The sequence below is a fragment of the Kitasatospora sp. NPDC101447 genome (assembly GCF_044767225.1).
GTDB lineage: Bacteria > Actinomycetota > Actinomycetes > Streptomycetales > Streptomycetaceae > Kitasatospora.
Genome location: NZ_JBIWNL010000014.1, coordinates 195,352 through 213,016 on the forward strand (window position 1 = coordinate 195,352; position 17,665 = coordinate 213,016).

The following is a 17,665-nucleotide window of genomic DNA, read 5'->3' on the forward strand; positions in this document are numbered from 1 at the left end:
CGCTCAGGCGTCGAACTCCCGTACCAGCCGCTTCGGGGCCGTCCGCCGCCACGCCTCGGTGACCAGGTCGCGCAGCTCGTCCCGGTCCACCAGGTCCAGCCGGACGCTCACCCAGCCGTGCCGCCCGACGTAGGGGGCGGAGGAGAACACCTCGGGTTCGGCGGCGAGCAGTTCGGCCTGGTCCTCGGGCGAGGCCTTGACGGTGACGCGGTCCCCGTCGGGCGCGCCCATCGCGAAGATCCGGCTGCGGACCCGCAGCGTCTCGATGTCCCAGGTCGGCTCCTGGGCGGCCTCCGGCAGGGCCAGGGCCATCGCGCGGAACTCGTCGAACGTCACCATGGCGGCAGGTTAGAGCAGGGCAGTGACAACGCGCCCCCGGCGCGCGCGGTGGCGCGGCGGGGGCGCGTCGAGGGGACCGGTCTCAGGCGAGCGAGGCCCAGGCGTCGCAGGAGCGGTCGGCGGAGACCAGCCGGTCCGGGTGGCCGCTGCCGTCGGCGACCGAGATCCGCCGGTAGTTCTGGCCGCTGAACACCCAGTACTCGCTGCTGCCGCCGACCCGCTGGCAGTCCGGCACGGGCAGGAAGCAGTCCACCCGGTTCAGGCCGCTGAGCGAACTCCACTGGGAGAGCTCGCGGTCGGTGCGCTCCCGCACGTCGTTGTGCGAGGAGCCGTCCGCGATCGAGATCAGCCGGTACTGCTGGCGGCCGGCCGTGGTGTGGAAGCACCAGTACCAGCTCTTGCCGCCGACCCGCTGCTGGTCCGGGACGGGCAGCCAGCAGTCCACCTGGCCGACGCCGCTGAGCGAGCCCCAGTAGGTGAGGTCGCGGTCGGATCGTTCGAGCGCGGTGGTGTACCGGCCGCCGCCGCAGGTGACGGAGACCAGCCGGTACTGCTGGCGGCCGGCGGTGCTGTGGAAGACCCAGTACCAGCTCTTGCCGGCCGGGTCCTGCTGGTCGGGCACGGGCAGGAAGCAGTCGACCCGGCCGACGCCCTGCAGACAGGACCAGCCGGTCAGCCAGGTGTCGTCCTCGACCTTGCGGTCGGTGTGGGCGGAGCCGTCGGCCACCGAGATCAGCCGGCAGCGGTCGCCGTGGAACGTCCAGTACTGGCTCTGGCCGGCCCGGCGGAACTGGTCCGGGACGCCGACGAACTCGTCGCACGGGTACGCCTTCACCGGCTGCGGCTCGGGCTGCGGCCAACCGCCGCCACCCGGCTGCGTGGTGGTGCCCTGCCCGCCCGTGCTTTGGCTGCCCGAGCCCTGCCCGCCCGAGCCCTGGCCGCCGACCGGGGCGAGCCGGCCCTCGCAGAGCCCCCGCAGGATGCTCATCGAGGGCATGAAGGCGTACACCGAGCCGGTGGTCTGGACGAACTGCGCGAAGTCCAGCGGGGTGTGCTGGATCAGGCCGCTGGTGTCCCGGCTCTCGTAGTCGAGGGGGGTGACCTGTCCGGTGTCCGGGTCGGTGCAGTTCTGGGTGACCGGGTCCCGGCCGGGTACGGGCCTGGGGTTGGCGTGCCCGGGCGGGGTGGTGTCCTGGGAGTCGCGGTTGGGCGGGAAGTTCGCCCGGTCCATCCAGCTGGCCTGGATGAACTCGAACTGCCGTTTGAGGTCCGCCTGGTAGCAGACGAACAGCAGCCCGCGCGGGTCGTCGGGGCCGCCCGGGCCCTCGGAGGCCGGGTCGAACGGTTCTCCGTACGGGGTGCCGCGGCGGATGATCCGCCGGCCGTTGAGGTCCTTGGCGGGGAACGGGGGCTTGTCCGGGCTCTCCTGCAGGCCGGCGCGCGGCTCGGTCTTGCGCAGGTGCGACCAGAGCGGGGTGACCAGGCCCTCCGGGTCGTCCGAGAAGTCGAAGGCGTTGTCGTTGGCGGCGGTCGGGTTGTTCGGGACGTCCCGGTCCTGGAAGTGGCAGACCGGGGCGCCGGAGCGCCAGCGGCCGACCATCCGGGCGGCCAGCCACTCGGTGGTGGCGTGGTCCGGGACGGCCTTGGCCTTCCGGAGCTCACCCAGCTTGACCGCGACCTGCGACCACCAGCCGGGGACGTCCTGGGCGAGCCGGCGGACCACCTGGAACGAGCCGTTGAGCGTCCAGGCCGGGTACTGGTCCCTGGGGAAGCTGAACTGGTCGTTGTCCAGGCCGCAGACGAACTCGCCGGCCGGGATGATCCGGGTGCCGGGGTGGCCGTCCACCTGCTCCGGATCGGTCGGGCTGGGCCGGTCGAAGCCCTTGACGCCGGGCTCGCTGATGCCGTCCTTGAACCCGAAGTGCTCCTTGCCGCGGCGGCTGCCCAGGAGGGTCTTCGCGTTCTGCTGGTAGACGACCAGGACGCGGGACTCGGCGGCGGCGATCCGCTGGGCCTCGACGGCCGTCTGCAGGTCCTTCTCGGTGTCCGCGGAGATCTTCAGGACGGCGTGGACCGACTGGGTCCTGCCGTTGCCGAAGAGCCAGTTCTCCGGGGAGTTGTCGCCGGTGTCGCCGAGCCCGCCGGCCCGTTTGGCCGCGCCCTCCTTGAACGCCTTCAGGCCGGTGTCGCCCTGCGGGAGCGTCGGGAGCGGGTCGGTGGTGGAGAGCATCTGCAGGCCCTCGTAGGTGAAGCTGATGCCGAGCCAGGTGGCGGTCAGCGACTTGGGGTCGTCGCCGCCGGACGCGGCCCTGGCCTCGCTGAACGCCTCGTTGAACCTGGCGACCTCGCGGGTGGTGGAGATCTGCGGGGTCAGCTTGCGGAGCCAGTCGCGGGCCCGTGCCGCGTCCTCGAACTTGAGGAAGAGGACGCTGACGTTGTCCTTCTTGAAGCCGGCGAGGATGTCGCCCTGGATCTCGTCGCTCTCGCGCAGACTCAGGTCCGTTGCCATCGGGGGTTCCTTTCGGTGGGGGGTGGGGTCAGGCGGAGGGGCTGAGCTGGATCCACTTCGCCTCGCTGGGCACGCCCTTGCCGTCGAGGAGGAAGATCATGTACCAGCCGGGCGGCGCGGCCTTGGCGTCCGGCGGGGCCTGCAGCTGGATCCGGTTGCCGGCCTGGCTGGTGATCCGCAGGTCGAGGTAGCGCTGGCTGGTGTTGACCGAGTGGGTGGACGTGGTCGGCGCGAGCAGGACGGCCCTGACCACCTGGTCCGAGGTCGAGCTGGAGACGGTGAACTTCTTGTCGAAGCCGATCGGCACGGTCGGCGCGTCGTCCAGGTCGGGCCGGCCACCGCCCTGGTGCAGGTAGGCGGGCTCGTAGATCTCGATGGTGCCGTTCATGGTGACCGGGCCGGCGGTGCCGGGGATGCCGCTCACCGTGCGGTTGATGTCCGTGTTGTTGGCCAGCTGCTGGAGCTCGTCGCCGGTGACCAGGACGCGCCCGTCCGGCAGGACGACCGCGTTGGAGTGGTAGCCGCGCGGCAGGCGCTGGACCGGGCCGAGCTGCCAGTTGCCCTGGTCGTCGCGCAGCTCGATCTGGCGGTACTTGAGGTCCGCGTTGGGGTTGTACGGGCCGTTGCCGTAGTCGCGGATGTCGTAGGCGCCGTTGACGGTCATCAGCCGGCCGGTGGGCAGCAGGACGGTGTCGTCCTGGGTGCGGCCGAAGGCGCGGGACTTCTCGGCCGTCCAAGTGCCGTTGGAGAAGCGCAGGGTGCTCGGGTTGTCCCGGTCGCCGCCGAGGACCAGCGCGGAGTCCGGGCCGTTGGCGCCGTTGGGGAGCAGCACGGCGGAGCCGTAGTTGCGCTTGCGGCCGTCCGGGCGGGCGGCCAGGTCGGTGCGGGACTCGGCGACCGGGTCGAACTTCCACTGCTCGGCGGCCTGGCGGCCGAAGCCGTAGACGTTGCCGTCGTTGAGCGAGAACAGGTGCGGGTAGTCGGTGGTGAACGGGGCGTCGACCTTGAACCGGTCCACCGGGGTGTTCGTGGGGAGGTCGGTCTTCTTCACCGGCACCGCGAAGGGCTTGGCGGGGAACCGCTCGACCACCGGGGTCGGGGTGCCGTAACCGAGTTCGGACTGGCCGGACATGATCAGCTGGCGGCCGTCGGCGCCGGTCACCACCGAGGGGTACCAGCGGCCCACCGACATGTCGGGGTTGCGGGTCCAGGTCTCCGTCCACGGGTCGAAGATCAGCGAGAGCTTGGCGCCCGTCCCGCCGTTGCCGCCGAGGTTGCCGCCGAAGACGCCGAGCATGCCGTTGGGCAGGAAGGAGTGGCCGGAGCAGAAGAAGGGCGCCGGGCGCTTCTCGCCGAGGCCGTCCGGCATGTCGACGACCGGCGGGTTGACCTGCTTGAACGCGTCCGGACCGTAGTTCTTCTTCGGGTCCCAGAGGAAGGCCCGGCCGGCGTTCTCCTTGCCGGTGGTCTGGGTGGGTGCGGGTTCCTTCTCCGGGTTGGTCTCGATCCGTTCGAAGGAGAACAGCAGCACCTTTCCGGTCGGCAGCAGCGCGACGTGGTCGCCGAAGTCGGGCGAGTCGAAGTACTGGTTGAAGGCGCCGAAGGTCGCCGGGTCGAAGGCCTTGTTGCGATCGGCCTGGGAGGCGGTCAGCGCGTTGTAGCGGTTGGTGCGGGTGGTCTGCGGGTAGTCGCCGATGCCGCGGACGGCGGCGCGCATCCGGGCGTGCTCCTCGGCGTGCTCCTGGCCGAGCGCTGCGACCTCGTCCTCGCGCAGTTCGGCCATCACCCGGGGGGAGTCGACGTGCGGCATGAGGTCGTCGGCCCCGGGGGCGGCCGGTCCGCCGTGGGCGACGGCCGGGGCGACGGTGCTCAGCAGGGTGCCCGCGGTCACCGCGAGGACCACGGCGGTGCCCGCCAGTCGGCGGCGGGCCCCGCGCCGCGGCCGGGGGCGTGGTGGGGACAAGGACATGGGACTCCTCGGGAGTTGGGTGTGCCGGGGGGAGGGGGAGGGGTGGCGAATGCGGACGGACGGGCCGTGGGCGGGCGCGGTCCTGCGGTGGTCGCCGACGGTCACAGGAGATCACAGTGCGTGGTGGTTCGCATGCGGGTGCATCCCCCCGGTGACACCGTCCGGCGGGGGCCGTTGCCCGCCCGGCGCGGGTCACACCACGCCCAGCGCGTAGGCCGCGAAGAGGGCCGCGGCGGCGCCGGCCGCCGCCTTCCCGGCGCGGGAGAAGGACGTCCACGGCCCGTCGAACCGCCGGGTGAACCACCCGATCGCCAGCAGGACGCCCGCGAACAGCGGGAGGAGGGCCAGCCGGGCGGCCACCCAGCCGAGCGAGTCCGGCGCGGTGGTCAGTCCCGGGACGCTGCCCAGCACGGCCGCGCCGGGCACCGCCGCGGCGAGCATCGCGCTCTGGTGCCAGCAGAAGATCGTCATCGCCGACAGGTTGACGACGACCACCGGCAGCCACAGCAGCGGACGGCGGGTCAGCACCCGGCCCAGCCGCTCCCGCAGCAGCACCGCGGCGCCGCACTGGACCGCCGCCAGGGCGAGCACCAGCAGGGACGGCGGGTGCGAGTTGGTGCGCTCGGCCCCGGGCACGCCGACCATGCTGGCCGGGTAGTGGAACACCAGCAGCAGGGTGGCGAACAGCGCGCCGCCGCCGAACAGCAGCACCCGGGCGGTCGGCCGCCCGAGCCGGCCCTGCGCCCAGAGCACGCCGAGCTGGTAGCCGAACAGCCAGCCCGGCAGGATGTTCAGCAGCGCGACCCAGGACGGCACCGCCTGCGCCCAGGGCCCGTACCGCAGCAGGTCGACGGCGGCGACGGAGGCCACCAGCAGGCCCGCCGACCAGCCGCCCAGCCGGCGTCCGGCGGCCACGCAGAGCGGGGTGAGCGCGGTCAGTCCCAGGTAGACGGCGATGTACCAGAGCGGCTGCACCACCAGCGTCGCGCCGGTGCGCAGGGTGTCGGCGGGGACGCCGAGCGCGGGCAGCAGCGGGACCAGCAGCGCCCAGACCGCCGTGACCCCGAGCACCGGGCGCAGCAGCCGTACGGTCCGGGCGCGCAGCCAGCCGCCGTAGGACACGCCGCGGGCGCGGGCCCGTTCCAGCGAGCGGACCGAGGAGTGGCCGCCGACCAGGAAGAACACCCCGAGCATCTGGAGCCCCCAGCTGATCGGGGCGAAGAAGCCGAGCGAGGAGAGCGGGCTGGCGTTGTGCAGGGCGCCGTCGGGGGAACGGGTGAGGCCGCCGAGCATCCAGTGCCCGACCGGTACGGCGAGCAGGGCGACGGCGCGCAGGCCGTCCAGGGCGCGGTCGCGGCCGGCGGGGGTCCGGGCGTCGACCTGTCGGGCGGCGCGGCGCAGGGCGGTGAGGGGGTGGGCCATGGTGGTGCTCCTTCCGGTGCGGGCGGTCAGGCGCGGCCGAGGGCGACGGCGGCGTAGGCGGCGAGCGAGGCGGTGCCGGGGGCGAAGTAGCCGGTGTGGCCGTGGGATCCGGTGGCGGGCAGCGGGCGGGCGCCGAAGCCGGGGGCGGTCGGGTCGGCGCCGTGGCCGAGGCCGAGCAGCCGGACGTTGGGCACGTCGCCGATCCAGTCGGAGCCGTTGCGGGCGGTGGCCCACAGCGGGACGCGCGGGTCGAGTCCGGCGGCCGAGTCGACGCCCATGCCGGGGGAGCCGAGCACCACCACCCCGGAGGCCCGGTCGGGGGTGGGGCGGGCCAGGCCGCAGACCACCGAGCCGTAGCTGTGGCAGAACACGGTGGCCGGCTCCTGGGGGCGGGTGCTGACGGCGAGTCCGTCGAGCAGCCGGTCGAGGCGGGTGGCGCCGGCCCGGGCGAGGTCCTCGGTGGCGGCGTCGAGGCCGAGTCCGACCGGGGTGGTGTAGCCGGCCCAGGCGATCACGGCGGTCTGCCGGTCGGTGGCCTCGTACAGGGCGCGGGCCATGCCGGCGGGGGTTCCGTACGGATCGGCGGTGCGGTCGAAGTCGAGCAGGTCGATGTCGGAGCCGGGGACGATCACGGCGGTGCGGCGGGCGGCGGCGAGGTCGCCGTACACCTCGGCGACCTGGCCGCGGCCGCGCGGGTCGAAGGCGAGGATCTGCCGTCCGCCGTCCAGCAGGGTGCGGTAGCGCTCGGCGCGGGTGCGGGCGGCCTCGTGGTCCTGCGGGGTGCGGGCCGGGTCGGCGGCGCGGGCGAGTTCCCGGGTGCGTTCGGCGGCGAGGGCCAGGGCGTTGGCGCGGTAGCGGAGGGCGACCGGGGCGCCGTCCAGGTTGCCGACCACCAGCGGGTACCGGACGGCCAGCGCGTCCTGTGCGGCCGGTGCCAGTGCGGCGAAGAACGCGGCGACCCCGTCCGGGGCGGTGGTGGCCGGGTCGGGCAGGCGCCGGCCGAGCGAGGTGTCGGCCGTCCAGGCGGCGCTGCCGGGCGGCGGGCCGGTGACGGGGGTCTGGGTGTCGGCGGCCCAGCCGCCGGCGCCGAGCACCGCCGCCAGCGCCACCGCGGCGGCCAGTGCCCGCCTGATCCGGAATCCGCGCATGGTCCTTCTCCCCCTCGTTCGTTCGGCTTGCGACGAAGAGGAAGGTAGGAACGCGACGGCCCCGCGGGCGTCACACCGCGGGGCCAACTCCCGGGTGCTACCCGGGTATCAGGGGGATGTCCCCCCTACTGGCCGGGGGTCACCAGGCCGGACTCGTAGGCCAGCACCACCGCCTGGGCGCGGTCGCGCAGGTCGAGCTTGGCGAGGATGCGCCCGATGTGGGTCTTGACGGTCTGTTCGGCGAGCACCAGCTTCGCGGCTATCTCCTGGTTGGAGAGGCCGCGGGCGATCAGCTCCAGCACCTCGGTCTCGCGCGGGGTCAGGCCGTTGAGCCGCACCTTGGGGTCGTGGCGCCTGGCGGGGCGGGTGCGGGCGAAGTCCTCGATCAGTCGGCGGGTCACCGAGGGGGCGAGCAGCGCCTCGCCGGCCGCGACCACCCGGACCGCGGCGATCAGGTCAGCCGGCGGGGCGTCCTTGAGCAGGAAGCCGCTGGCCCCGGCGCGCAGCGCCTCGTAGACGTAGTCGTCCACGTCGAAGGTGGTGAGCATCAGCACCTTGGGCCGGTGCGCGCCCCCGCCTTCCCGTGGACCGGTGGCGGGTTCGAGCAGCCGTCGGGCGGCCTCCAGGCCGTCCATCACGGGCATCCGGACGTCCATCAGCACCACGTTCGGGTGGGTGCGGCCGGCGACCTCCAGGGCCTGGGCGCCGTCCGCCGCGTCGCCCACCACGTCGATGTCGCTCTGGGCGTTCAGCAGGGCGGCGAAGCCCGCGCGCACCATGGCCTGGTCGTCGACGATGATCACGCGGATGGTCATGCGGTGGGCTCCCGGGGGGTGTTGTCGGAGGTGCCGAGGGGCAGGACGGCGGCCACCTTGAAGCCGCCGTCCGGCAGCGGGCCGGTGTCCAGCCTGCCATCGACGAGCCGGACGCGTTCGCGCATTCCGATCAGGCCCTGCCCGGTGCCCTCGACCGAGGCCTCCAGCGACTCGGTGCGCTCCGGCGGCGGCCCGTTGACCACCGTCACCAGCAGCTCGGGGCCGTCCGAGGAGAGCGACACCCAGGTCCGCGCGCCGGGGGCGTGCCGCACCACGTTGGCCAGCGCCTCCTGGACGATCCGGTACGCGGAGAGGCCGACGGCCTGCGGCACCGCCTCCTCCAGGCTGTCGGCCACCGTCAGTTCGGCCGCGACCCCGGCCCGTCCCACCGTCTCGACCAGCTGGGCGAGTTGGCCGACCCCGGGCTGCGGGGCCTTCTCCCCGCCGGAGTCCTCGCTGCGCAGGACGCCGAGCAGCCGGCGCATCTCGGCGAGCGACTCGCGGGCGGTGCCGGCGATCGCGGTGAACTCCTCGGCGGCCCCGGCCGGAACGTCGGGGATCCGGTACGGGGCGCTGGCGGCCTGGACCGCGATGACCGACATGTGGTGGGCCACCACGTCGTGCAACTCCCGGGCGATCCGGGCGCGTTCCTCCAGCAGGGTGCGCCGTTCGCGTTCGACCTCGCTGATGTGCTCCTGCTCGCTGAGCAGCCGGCGGGCCTCGGCGCGTTCCCGCAGGGCTCCGCCGAGCACCAGGACGGCGCCGGTCAGGGCGGTCGCGAGGAGGGCGTTGTCCCCGGTGTAGCGGGAGCCCGCCCCGGCGAGCGACAGGGCGAACCCGGCACCCGCGGTGACCAGCCAGACCGCGACCAGGGTGCGCCTCGGCTCGCGGAGGGACAGCGGGACCATCAGGAAGAGGTAGCCGACCAGGGCGGTGGGGACCCACGGCCAGGGGCCGCCGGTCCCGCTCCCGGTGGTCAGCACCAGGACGGCGGCCAGCAGGTCGGTGCTGCCGATCATCCACCAGGCGGCCAGCGGCCGGCTCACCGCGAGCAGCAGCGGCGCGGTCTGCGCCACGGCGATGGCGGCGGCGAGCCCTCCGTCGATCCCGTAGTCGTTGGCCATCACGTTGATCCCGCTGGGCAGCAGCGAGGCGATCGCGGCCACCGCGAGGACGTACGGGAGGTGGCGGAGCCACGGCCGGGAGGAGTGGGCCAGCAGCGGGGCGTGGTCGGCGGACGGTCGGACGAGCGTGCCGAGCAGGGCCCGCGCCACGCCGACGGGGCCGGACCGGGTGGACGAGTCGATCATCCGGTCAGACTAGGGGCGCGGCCGGCGCCCGGCGTCCGACCTGGGGGTGGGATCCGGGGTGGTACCCGGGTATGACACGGGCGTTCAGGTGCGCCAGCGGCCGGCCAGGGCGGGGCCGAGCTGGTCGAAGTGGCGCTCGATCAGGGCGATCATGCCCTCCGGGCCGTCGGGTTCGCGGTCGGCCGTCCAGGACAGGTGGGCGGCGCGCAGCACGCTGCCGAAGACGGCGGCGAGCACGGTGGGGCGCAGGTCCTCGCGCGGGTCCAGGCCTTCGCGTTCGGCGAGCACCTGCACCACGATCCGTTCCTGTTCGGTGACCCGGCGCAGGTGGGCCGCGAGCAGGGTGGGCGCGTCCTCGATCATCCGCATGAGTTCGAGGGCGCTGGTGATCGAGCCGGGGCCGGAGGCCTCGGCGTTCCCGAGGTCGCGCCAGGCCTTGACGATCGAGGCGCGCAGGGCTTCCAGCGGGGACTCCTCGGCGGGGCGGTGGCGCAGGCACTCGATGAAGTAGTCCTCGGCCTCGGCCATGACGGCGAGCGCGACCTCGTCCTTGTTGGCGAAGTAGCGGAAGAAGGTGCGCTGGGAGACGTCGACGGCGGAGGCGATCTCGTCGACGGTCGTGCGGGCGAAGCCCTGGCTGAGGAAGAGCATGTGGGCCGCCTGGACCAGGGCGTACCGGGTCTGCTGCTTCTTGCGCTCGCGCAGCCCGGGTGTCCGACCGAGGTCCTCCGGGGTGCCGGTGGGGCGGGGGGCGTGAGCGGCCATGGCGGGGGCCTTCCGGGGCGCTGGTGTGGCGGGTGGGAGGACAACCTTAGCGCTCTGACAAATGGCAGTAATGGCCAGAAGTCACTGTTTGCCGAATGTCAGCAGCTGACATAATCTGCGGCGAGTGGCGCCCGTCGGGCCGGGGCACCTGTGGGGACGGGTGGGCCGGGGCGCCACGACCACGTTCCGACCGAGCCACGCCCCCGGAGGGCCCAGATGAGCCAGTCCGTCGTCAAGAACTCCGAGGCGGACGCCGCGCCGCCGCCGACGCCACCGTCCGGGGGCGGCCTCAAGGGACACCCCTGGCTGACCCTGCTGACCGTCGCGGTCGGCGTCATGATGGTGGCGCTGGACGGCACGATCGTCGCCATCGCCAACCCGGTGATCCAGGAGAAGCTGAACGCGGCGCCCTCCGAGATCCAGTGGGTCACCAGCGGCTACCTGCTCGCCCTGGCGGTCTTCCTGATCACCGCCGGCAAGATCGGCGACCGCTTCGGCCACAAGTCCACCTTCCTGGTCGGCGCGGTCGGCTTCGCCGCCACCTCCGCCGCGATCGGCTTCGCGGGCAACATCCAGACCGTGATCGCCTTCCGGGTGCTCCAGGGCCTGTTCGGCGCGCTGCTCCAGCCGGCCGCGCTCGGCCTGCTGCGCGGCGCCTTCCCCGCCGAGAGGCTCAACATGGCCATCGGCATCTGGGGCGGCGTGATCGGCGCCTCCACCGCGGCCGGCCCGATCGTCGGCGGCCTGCTGGTCGAGCACGTCAGCTGGGAGTCGGTGTTCTTCATCAACATCCCGGTCGGTCTGATCGCCCTGGCGCTCGGCCTGTGGATCCTCCAGGACGTGCGGGCCGAGAACGCCGCCAAGTCCTTCGACGTGCCCGGCATCGTGCTGCTGTCGGCGGGAATGTTCGCGCTGGTCTTCGGCATCATCAAGGCCCCCGAGTGGGGCTGGGGCGACGCCCGGACGCTGCTGTTCCTGGGCGGCGCGGTGCTGCTGATGGTGCTCTTCGCGCTCTGGCAGGGCAAGGCGCGCGAACCGCTGATCCCGCTGGGCCTGTTCCGCTCGGTGCCGCTGTCGGCGGGCGTCCTGCTGATGGTGCTGATGGCCTTCGCGTTCTTCGGCGCGATCTTCTTCGTGACCTTCTACCTGCAGAACGTGCACGGCATGAAGCCGGTCGAGGCCGGCGTCCACCTGCTGCCGATGACCGGCATGATGATCGTCGGCTCGCCGGTGGCCGGCATCGCGATCGGCAAGCTCGGCCCGCGGATCCCGATCGTGGCGGGCATGCTGATCACCACCACCGCGATGTTCGGCATGTCCACCCTGGACACCGGCTCCGGCAACGGCGTGATGTCGCTCTGGTTCGTCCTGATGGGCCTCGGCATCAGCCCGGTCATGGTCGGCGCCACCGAGGTGATCGTCGGCAACGCCCCGCTGGAGCTGTCCGGCGTGGCCGGCGGCCTGCAGCAGTCCGCGATGCAGGTCGGCGGCAGCCTCGGCACCGCGGTGCTGGGCGCGCTGATGGCCGCCAAGGTCGGCGACGTGCTGCCCGGCAAGTGGGACGGGGCCGGCCTGCCGCCGGTCGAGGGCCCGCAGGCCGAGGGGCTCAAGCAGGCCGCCCAGCTCGGCATCGCCCCGCCGGCCCCGCCCGGCACCCCGCAGCAGGTGGTGGACGCGATGGCCGGCGCCGTCCACGAGTCCTTCGTCAGCGGGATGTCGCTCGCCTTCACGGTCGCCGCCGTGGTGGCGTTCGGCGCCGCCGTGCTCGGCCTGCTCACCCGCCGCGGCGCCACCGACGCGGGCCCCGCCGTGCACATCTGACGCGCGCCCGCACCACCACGGCCCCGGACTCGGCGGAGTCCGGGGCCGTCGTGGTGCGGAACGCCGAAGGGGCCGGACCTCGCGTGGAGGTCCGGCCCCTTCGGTCACCTACCGGGTGATCAGGCGTCGCCGCCGGCGGCGCCCGGGTCGGCCGCGGTGACGTCCAGCAGCTGGTAGCGGTCGATCGCGTCCTTCAGCGCCGAGCGGTCGACCTTGCCCTGCTTGGCGAGCTCGGTGAGCACCGCCAGGACGACCGACTGCGCGTCGATGTGGAAGAAGCGACGGGCCGCGCCACGGGTGTCGGCGAAGCCGAAGCCGTCGGCGCCCAGCGACTGGTACTGGCCCGGCACCCAGCGGGCGATCTGGTCCGGCACCGCGCGCATCCAGTCGGACACCGCGACGACCGGGCCCTCGGCACCCTGGAGCTTCCGGGTGACGTACGGCACGCGCTGCTGCTCCTCGGGGTGCAGCAGGTTGAACTCCTCGGCCTCCACCGCGTCGCGGCGCAGCTCGTTCCAGGAGGTCGCGGACCAGACGTCGGCCTTGACGTTCCACTCCTCGGCGAGGATGCGCTGGGCCTCCAGGGCCCACGGCACGGCCACGCCGGAGGCGAGGATCTGGGCCGGGATCTGGCCGGCGGTGCCCGGCGCGTACTTGTGCAGACCCTTGAGGATGCCCTCGACGTCCACGTTCTCGGGCTCGGCCGGCATCTTGATCGGCTCGTTGTACACGGTGAGGTAGTAGAAGACGTCCTCGCCGTTCGGGTGCTCGGCGCTGGAGCCGTACATCCGGCGCAGACCGTCCTGGACGATGTGCGCGATCTCGAAGCCGTACGCCGGGTCGTACGCGACGACGCCCGGGTTGGTCGAGGCCAGCAGGTGCGAGTGGCCGTCGGCGTGCTGCAGGCCCTCACCGGTCAGGGTGGTGCGGCCGGCGGTGGCGCCGAGGACGAAGCCGCGGGCCAGCTGGTCGGCCATCTGCCAGAACTGGTCGCCGGTGCGCTGGAACCCGAACATCGAGTAGAAGACGTACACCGGGATCAGCGGCTCGCCGTGGGTGGCGTAGGCCGAGCCCGCGGCGATCAGCGAGGCGGTGCAGCCCGCCTCGGAGATGCCGTCGTGCAGCATCTGGCCGGTCGGGGACTCCTTGTAGGCGAGGAGGAGGTCCCGGTCGACCGACTCGTAGGTCTGGCCGAGCGGGTTGTAGATCTTCGCCGACGGGAAGAGCGAGTCCATGCCGAAGGTGCGGTACTCGTCCGGCGCGATCGGCACGAAGCGGTTGCCGATGCCCTTGTCCCGCATGAGGTCCTTGAGCAGCCGGACGAACGCCATGGTGGTGGCGATGGTCTGGTTGCCGGAACCCTTCTTGACCGCCTTGTACGCGTCGTCGCCGGGCAGTTCCAGCTTGCGCGGGCGGACCTTGCGGGTCGGCACGTAGCCGCCGAGCTCCTGCCGGCGGTCGTGCATGTACTGGATCTCTTCCGAGTTGCGGCCCGGGTGGAAGTAGGGCGGGTAGCCCTCTTCGAGCTGCTTGTCGGTGATCGGCAGGTGCAGCCGGTCGCGGAAGCGCTTCAGGTCCTCGACCGTCAGCTTCTTCATCTGGTGGGTGGCGTTGCGGCCCTCGAAGTTGGGGCCCAGCGTCCAGCCCTTGACCGTCTGGGCCAGGATGACCGTCGGCTGGCCCTTGTGCTCGCGGGCCGCCTTGAACGCCGCGTAGATCTTCTTGTGGTCGTGGCCGCCGCGACCCAGGTGCTGGATCTGCTGGTCGGTCATGCTCTCGACCATCTTGCGCAGGCGCAGGTCGGAGCCGAAGAAGTGCTCGCGGATGTACTCGCCGGACTCGGTGGCGTAGGTCTGGAACTGGCCGTCCACCGTGGTGTTCAGCTTGTTGACCAGCACGCCGTCGCGGTCCTGCGCGAGCAGCGGGTCCCAGCTGCGGTCCCAGATGAGCTTGATCACGTTCCAGCCGGCGCCCCGGAACTGGGACTCCAGCTCCTGGATGATCTTGCCGTTGCCGCGGACCGGGCCGTCGAGGCGCTGCAGGTTGCAGTTCACCACGAAGGTCAGGTTGTCCAGGCCCTCGCGGGCCGCCAGCGACAGCTGGCCGAGCGACTCGGGCTCGTCCATCTCGCCGTCGCCGAGGAAGGCGTACACCTGCGAGTCGGAGGTGTCCTTGATGCCGCGGTGCTCCAGGTAGCGGTTCATCCGGGCCTGGTAGATCGCGCCGAGCGGGCCGAGGCCCATCGAGACGGTCGGGAACTCCCAGAAGTCCGGCATCAGCCGCGGGTGCGGGTAGCTGGAGAGGCCGTACGGGGCCTTCGACTTCTCCTGGCGGAACGCGTCGAGCTGCTGCTCGGTGAGTCGGTCCAGGAGGAAGGCGCGGGCGTAGATGCCGGGGGAGGCGTGACCCTGGAAGAAGATCTGGTCGCCGGACTCGCCCTCGGCGTCCTTGCCGCGGAAGAAGTAGTTGAAGCCCACGTCGTAGAGCGACGCGGAGGAGGCGAAGGTGGCGATGTGGCCACCGACGCCGATGCCGGGGCGCTGGGCCCGGGAGACCATGACGGCCGCGTTCCACCGGGTCGCGTTGAGGATCCTGCGCTCGATCTCCTCGTTGCCGGGGAAGAACGGCTCGTCCTTGGTGGCGATGGTGTTGACGTAGTCCGTGCTGCGCATCTCGGGCACGGCGACACGCTTCTCGCGGGCGCGCTCGATCAGCCGCAGCATCAGGTAACGGGCACGCTCACGCCCCCGCTCGTCGATGGCCGCATCGAGCGACTCCAGCCATTCCGCGGTCTCCTCGGGATCGAAGTCCGGGACCTGACTCGGAAGGCCGCCAATGATGATCGGGTTGCGATCGGATCCGGAAGCCACGCTGTTCCTTCACTGTCGGTCGAAACTAGAGGTGTGTCGCGCCGCCTCCATCGTGCTACCGCATTCGGAGATCCGTCATCTCTACCGATCGGTAACCGTTCCGCCTGTTGGGCGGTCCGGTCTGGTGGTGCGCGGCACGGGCGTCTTCGTCCGCTCCGCACACCCCCTGGTGTTACGAAAAGAGGTGGTCCGACCTGGTGTCCCGTCCGCCCGATGGCGGGCGGCCGGGGTGAGGGCCAACAGGAGACTCTACGCCCGCGCATGCGCGGACCCCGAATGCCGTTCGCATCTCGGGCACGCGTACGGCCTGTGGGCCCGGACCACCCGAAGCATCCTTGTCCCATGCAGAGAAGGGCAAATCGGTGTGATTCCCGACACGTCGAACGGCGTGTCCCGGTGCGACACGTCAACCTTTGGAGGGGATCGGGGGTCGGGTACTTGCGCGAACCGCCGCGCCCGTGTGGACTACGGCCACAGCCTCGGCATGGACGCCGAGCCGAATACTGGAGGTTATTCCCGTGAGCGCGACCGCGGACCCCGCGGACAAGTCCAACCCGGCGGCCCGTCTCAACTTCGAGGGTGGCCAGATCGTCCAGGAGCTGGGGTACGACGAAGACACTGACCAGGACCTCCGCGAGGGCATCGAGGAGATCACCGGGACGGATCTCGTCGACGAGGACTACGACGACGTCGCGGACGCCGTCCTGCTGTGGCACCGCGACGACGACGGGGACCTCACCGACGCCCTCGTCGACGCGCTGGAGTACCTCGCCGAGGGCGGCGTCATCTGGCTGCTGACGCCCAAGACCGGGCGGGACGGCCACATCGAGGCCTCGGACATCAACGAGGCGGCCCGTACGTCCGGCCTCTCCCAGACCAGCTCGATCAACATCGTCAAGGACTGGGCGGCCACCAGGCTCGCGACCAAGTCCACGGCGAAGCCGGGCGGCAAGCGCTGAACGGGTCCTGAAGCCCCCGCCGGGCCCCGCCGGAGCCATGCTCCGGCGGGGCCTGGCGCTTTTTTCCGGGCCTTCCGGGGGTGCCCCGGTCTCTGCACCGTCCGCCGGTCTCCGGTGTCTTCCGACGACTTCCCGGCCGCCTCCCGACCCGATCGGCGCAGGCCGTGCCGCGTTCGCTCAGGGCGGAAGCGGGCGGGTGCCCGACGGGCCCGCCTCATCCGTTCGGCCGAACGCGCGTAAGCGGATGCGAGGATGGGGCCCGCTGCGCCCGCCGCGCGGCGCGGTCGCGTCAGAAAGGTCCCGTCCATGGCCATCGAGGTCGGCACCCGGGCTCCGGACTTCGAGCTCAACAACCAGCACGGGGAGTCCGTCCGGCTCGCCGACTTCCGCGGTGAGAAGAACGTCGTCCTGGTCTTCTACCCGTTCGCCTTCACCGGCGTCTGCACCGGCGAGCTGGGCGCGATCCAGCGCGAGCTGGCCGGGCTGCAGAACGACGACGTCCAGGTGCTCGGCCTCTCCTGCGACTCGCAGTTCTCCCAGCGCGTCCTCGCCGACCGCGAGGGCCTGGAGTTCCCGCTGCTCGCCGACTTCTGGCCGCACGGCGGGGTCACCCGGGCGTACGGCGTGCTCGACGAGGAGCGCGGCTGCCCGCTGCGCGGGACCTTCGTGATCGACAAGGCCGGCACGGTGCGCTGGAGCGTCGTCAACGGCCTCCCGGACGCCCGGGACGAGCAGGAGTACCTGAGGGTCCTCGCCGGGCTCTGAGCCCCGCCCCGGCCGTCCGCCGCGGGGCCGGGGCCGGACCGCTGCGGGGGCCACTGCGGGACCGCCGCGGGGCCACGGCAGGCCGGAACCCGGCCGCCCGGGTGCCGGACGGTCGTGTCCGACCGCATCCGCGCTGCGCACGGGAACCGCGTACTACGCTCGGGCCGTTGGCGGAGTGGGGTGCGGGAGCCGGTGCGTTCCCGGGGCCCCGAACCGCACCACCGGGGGCACCACAGGGCGTGCCTCCCGAATCTTGGAGGACACGTGGGAGTCAGCCTCAGCAAGGGCGGCAACGTCTCGCTCACCAAGGAGGCGCCCGGGCTCACGGCCGTGATCGTCGGCCTGGGCTGGGACGTCCGGACCACCACCGGTGCGGACTTCGACCTGGACGCCAGCGCACTGCTCTGCAACGCCCAGGGCAAGGTCGCCTCGGACGGCAACTTCGTGTTCTTCAACAACCTGAAGAGCCCGGACGGCTCGGTCGAGCACACCGGCGACAACCTCACCGGCGAGGGCGAGGGCGACGACGAGGCGATCAAGGTCAACCTGGCCGGCGTCCCGGCGGACGTGGAGAAGATCGTCTTCCCGGTGTCGATCTACGACGCCGAGAGCCGCAGCCAGAACTTCGGCCAGGTGCGCAACGCCTTCATCCGCGTGGTGAACCAGGCGGACAACACGGAGCTGGCGCGTTACGACCTCTCCGAGGACGCCTCCACCGAGACCGCGATGGTCTTCGGCGAGCTGTACCGCAACGGCGCCGAGTGGAAGTTCCGCGCCATCGGCCAGGGCTACGCCTCCGGCCTGCGCGGCATCGCGCAGGACTTCGGCGTCAACGTCTGAGTCACTCGGCGCCCTGTGGCGCGTTCCAGCCGGGGCGGGGGGGGGCCCCCCCGGGGGGGGGGGGCCCCCCCCGGGGGGCGGGGGGGGGGGCCCCGCGCCCGCCGGCGGCCGGCCCCGCGGGGCGGGGGGGGGT

General features: G+C 72.5%; 13 protein-coding genes. 4 read left to right on the forward strand and 9 right to left on the reverse strand.

All coding sequences use genetic code 11. The features are described from left to right. Positions 1–3 precede the first annotated feature (3 nt). The 8 genes from ACIRST_RS21835 to ACIRST_RS21870 all read right to left on the reverse strand — a co-directional run bounded on the left by ACIRST_RS21835 (position 4) and on the right by ACIRST_RS21870 (position 10,277). Positions 4–339 (reverse strand): MmcQ/YjbR family DNA-binding protein, encoded by a 336-nt coding sequence (locus ACIRST_RS21835; protein WP_350523974.1) that lies wholly within the window; start codon positions 337–339, stop codon positions 4–6. Positions 340–421: 82 nt separating this feature from the next. Beyond that, positions 422–2,848, reverse strand: coding sequence for a Dyp-type peroxidase (locus tag ACIRST_RS21840; protein WP_402803674.1), 2,427 nt, complete (start codon positions 2,846–2,848; stop codon positions 422–424). 28 nt (positions 2,849–2,876) lie between these two features. After that, positions 2,877–4,817, reverse strand: a complete 1,941-nt coding sequence (locus ACIRST_RS21845) for a galactose oxidase-like domain-containing protein (RefSeq protein ID WP_350523976.1) — start codon at positions 4,815–4,817, stop codon at positions 2,877–2,879. 192 nt (positions 4,818–5,009) lie between these two features. Beyond that, positions 5,010–6,239 (reverse strand): acyltransferase, encoded by a 1,230-nt coding sequence (locus tag ACIRST_RS21850; protein WP_402803676.1) that lies wholly within the window; start codon positions 6,237–6,239, stop codon positions 5,010–5,012. Between the two features lie 26 nt (positions 6,240–6,265). Beyond that, positions 6,266–7,387: an alpha/beta hydrolase gene (locus ACIRST_RS21855; RefSeq protein ID WP_402803678.1), complete on the reverse strand. Its 1,122-nt coding sequence runs from the start codon at positions 7,385–7,387 to the stop codon at positions 6,266–6,268. 125 nt (positions 7,388–7,512) lie between these two features. Further along, a complete protein-coding gene (locus ACIRST_RS21860) occupies positions 7,513–8,202 on the reverse strand; it encodes a response regulator (protein WP_402803680.1) in 690 nt (229 codons plus the stop codon). After that, complete coding sequence (locus tag ACIRST_RS21865; RefSeq protein WP_402803682.1) at positions 8,199–9,512, reverse strand: sensor histidine kinase; 1,314 nt, start codon at positions 9,510–9,512, stop codon at positions 8,199–8,201. The genes ACIRST_RS21860 and ACIRST_RS21865 overlap by 4 nt, the downstream gene beginning before the upstream one ends. An 84-nt stretch (positions 9,513–9,596) precedes the next feature. After that, positions 9,597–10,277, reverse strand: a complete 681-nt coding sequence (locus ACIRST_RS21870; protein ID WP_350523981.1) for a TetR family transcriptional regulator — start codon at positions 10,275–10,277, stop codon at positions 9,597–9,599. Positions 10,278–10,493: 216 nt separating this feature from the next. Here ACIRST_RS21870 and ACIRST_RS21875 point away from each other — a divergent pair, with 216 nt between their 5' ends. Then, a complete protein-coding gene (locus ACIRST_RS21875) occupies positions 10,494–12,098 on the forward strand; it encodes an MFS transporter (protein WP_402803684.1) in 1,605 nt (534 codons plus the stop codon). 119 nt (positions 12,099–12,217) lie between these two features. On the opposite strand, the gene aceE is transcribed toward ACIRST_RS21875, so the two are convergent. Beyond that, on the reverse strand, positions 12,218–14,968 hold the full coding sequence (gene aceE / locus ACIRST_RS21880) for a pyruvate dehydrogenase (acetyl-transferring), homodimeric type (RefSeq protein WP_350523983.1): 2,751 nt from the start codon (positions 14,966–14,968) through the stop codon (positions 12,218–12,220). A gap of 518 nt (positions 14,969–15,486) precedes the next feature. Here aceE and ACIRST_RS21885 point away from each other — a divergent pair. The 3 genes from ACIRST_RS21885 to ACIRST_RS21895 all read left to right on the forward strand — a co-directional run bounded on the left by ACIRST_RS21885 (position 15,487) and on the right by ACIRST_RS21895 (position 17,532). After that, entirely contained in the window at positions 15,487–15,927 is a 441-nt protein-coding gene (locus tag ACIRST_RS21885) for a DUF3052 domain-containing protein (RefSeq protein ID WP_350523984.1), read from the forward strand. Between the two features lie 306 nt (positions 15,928–16,233). Then, positions 16,234–16,692 (forward strand): peroxiredoxin, encoded by a 459-nt coding sequence (locus ACIRST_RS21890; RefSeq protein ID WP_350523181.1) that lies wholly within the window; start codon positions 16,234–16,236, stop codon positions 16,690–16,692. A gap of 264 nt (positions 16,693–16,956) precedes the next feature. Continuing rightward, a complete protein-coding gene (locus ACIRST_RS21895) occupies positions 16,957–17,532 on the forward strand; it encodes a TerD family protein (RefSeq protein WP_350523182.1) in 576 nt (191 codons plus the stop codon). Positions 17,533–17,665 lie beyond the last annotated feature (133 nt).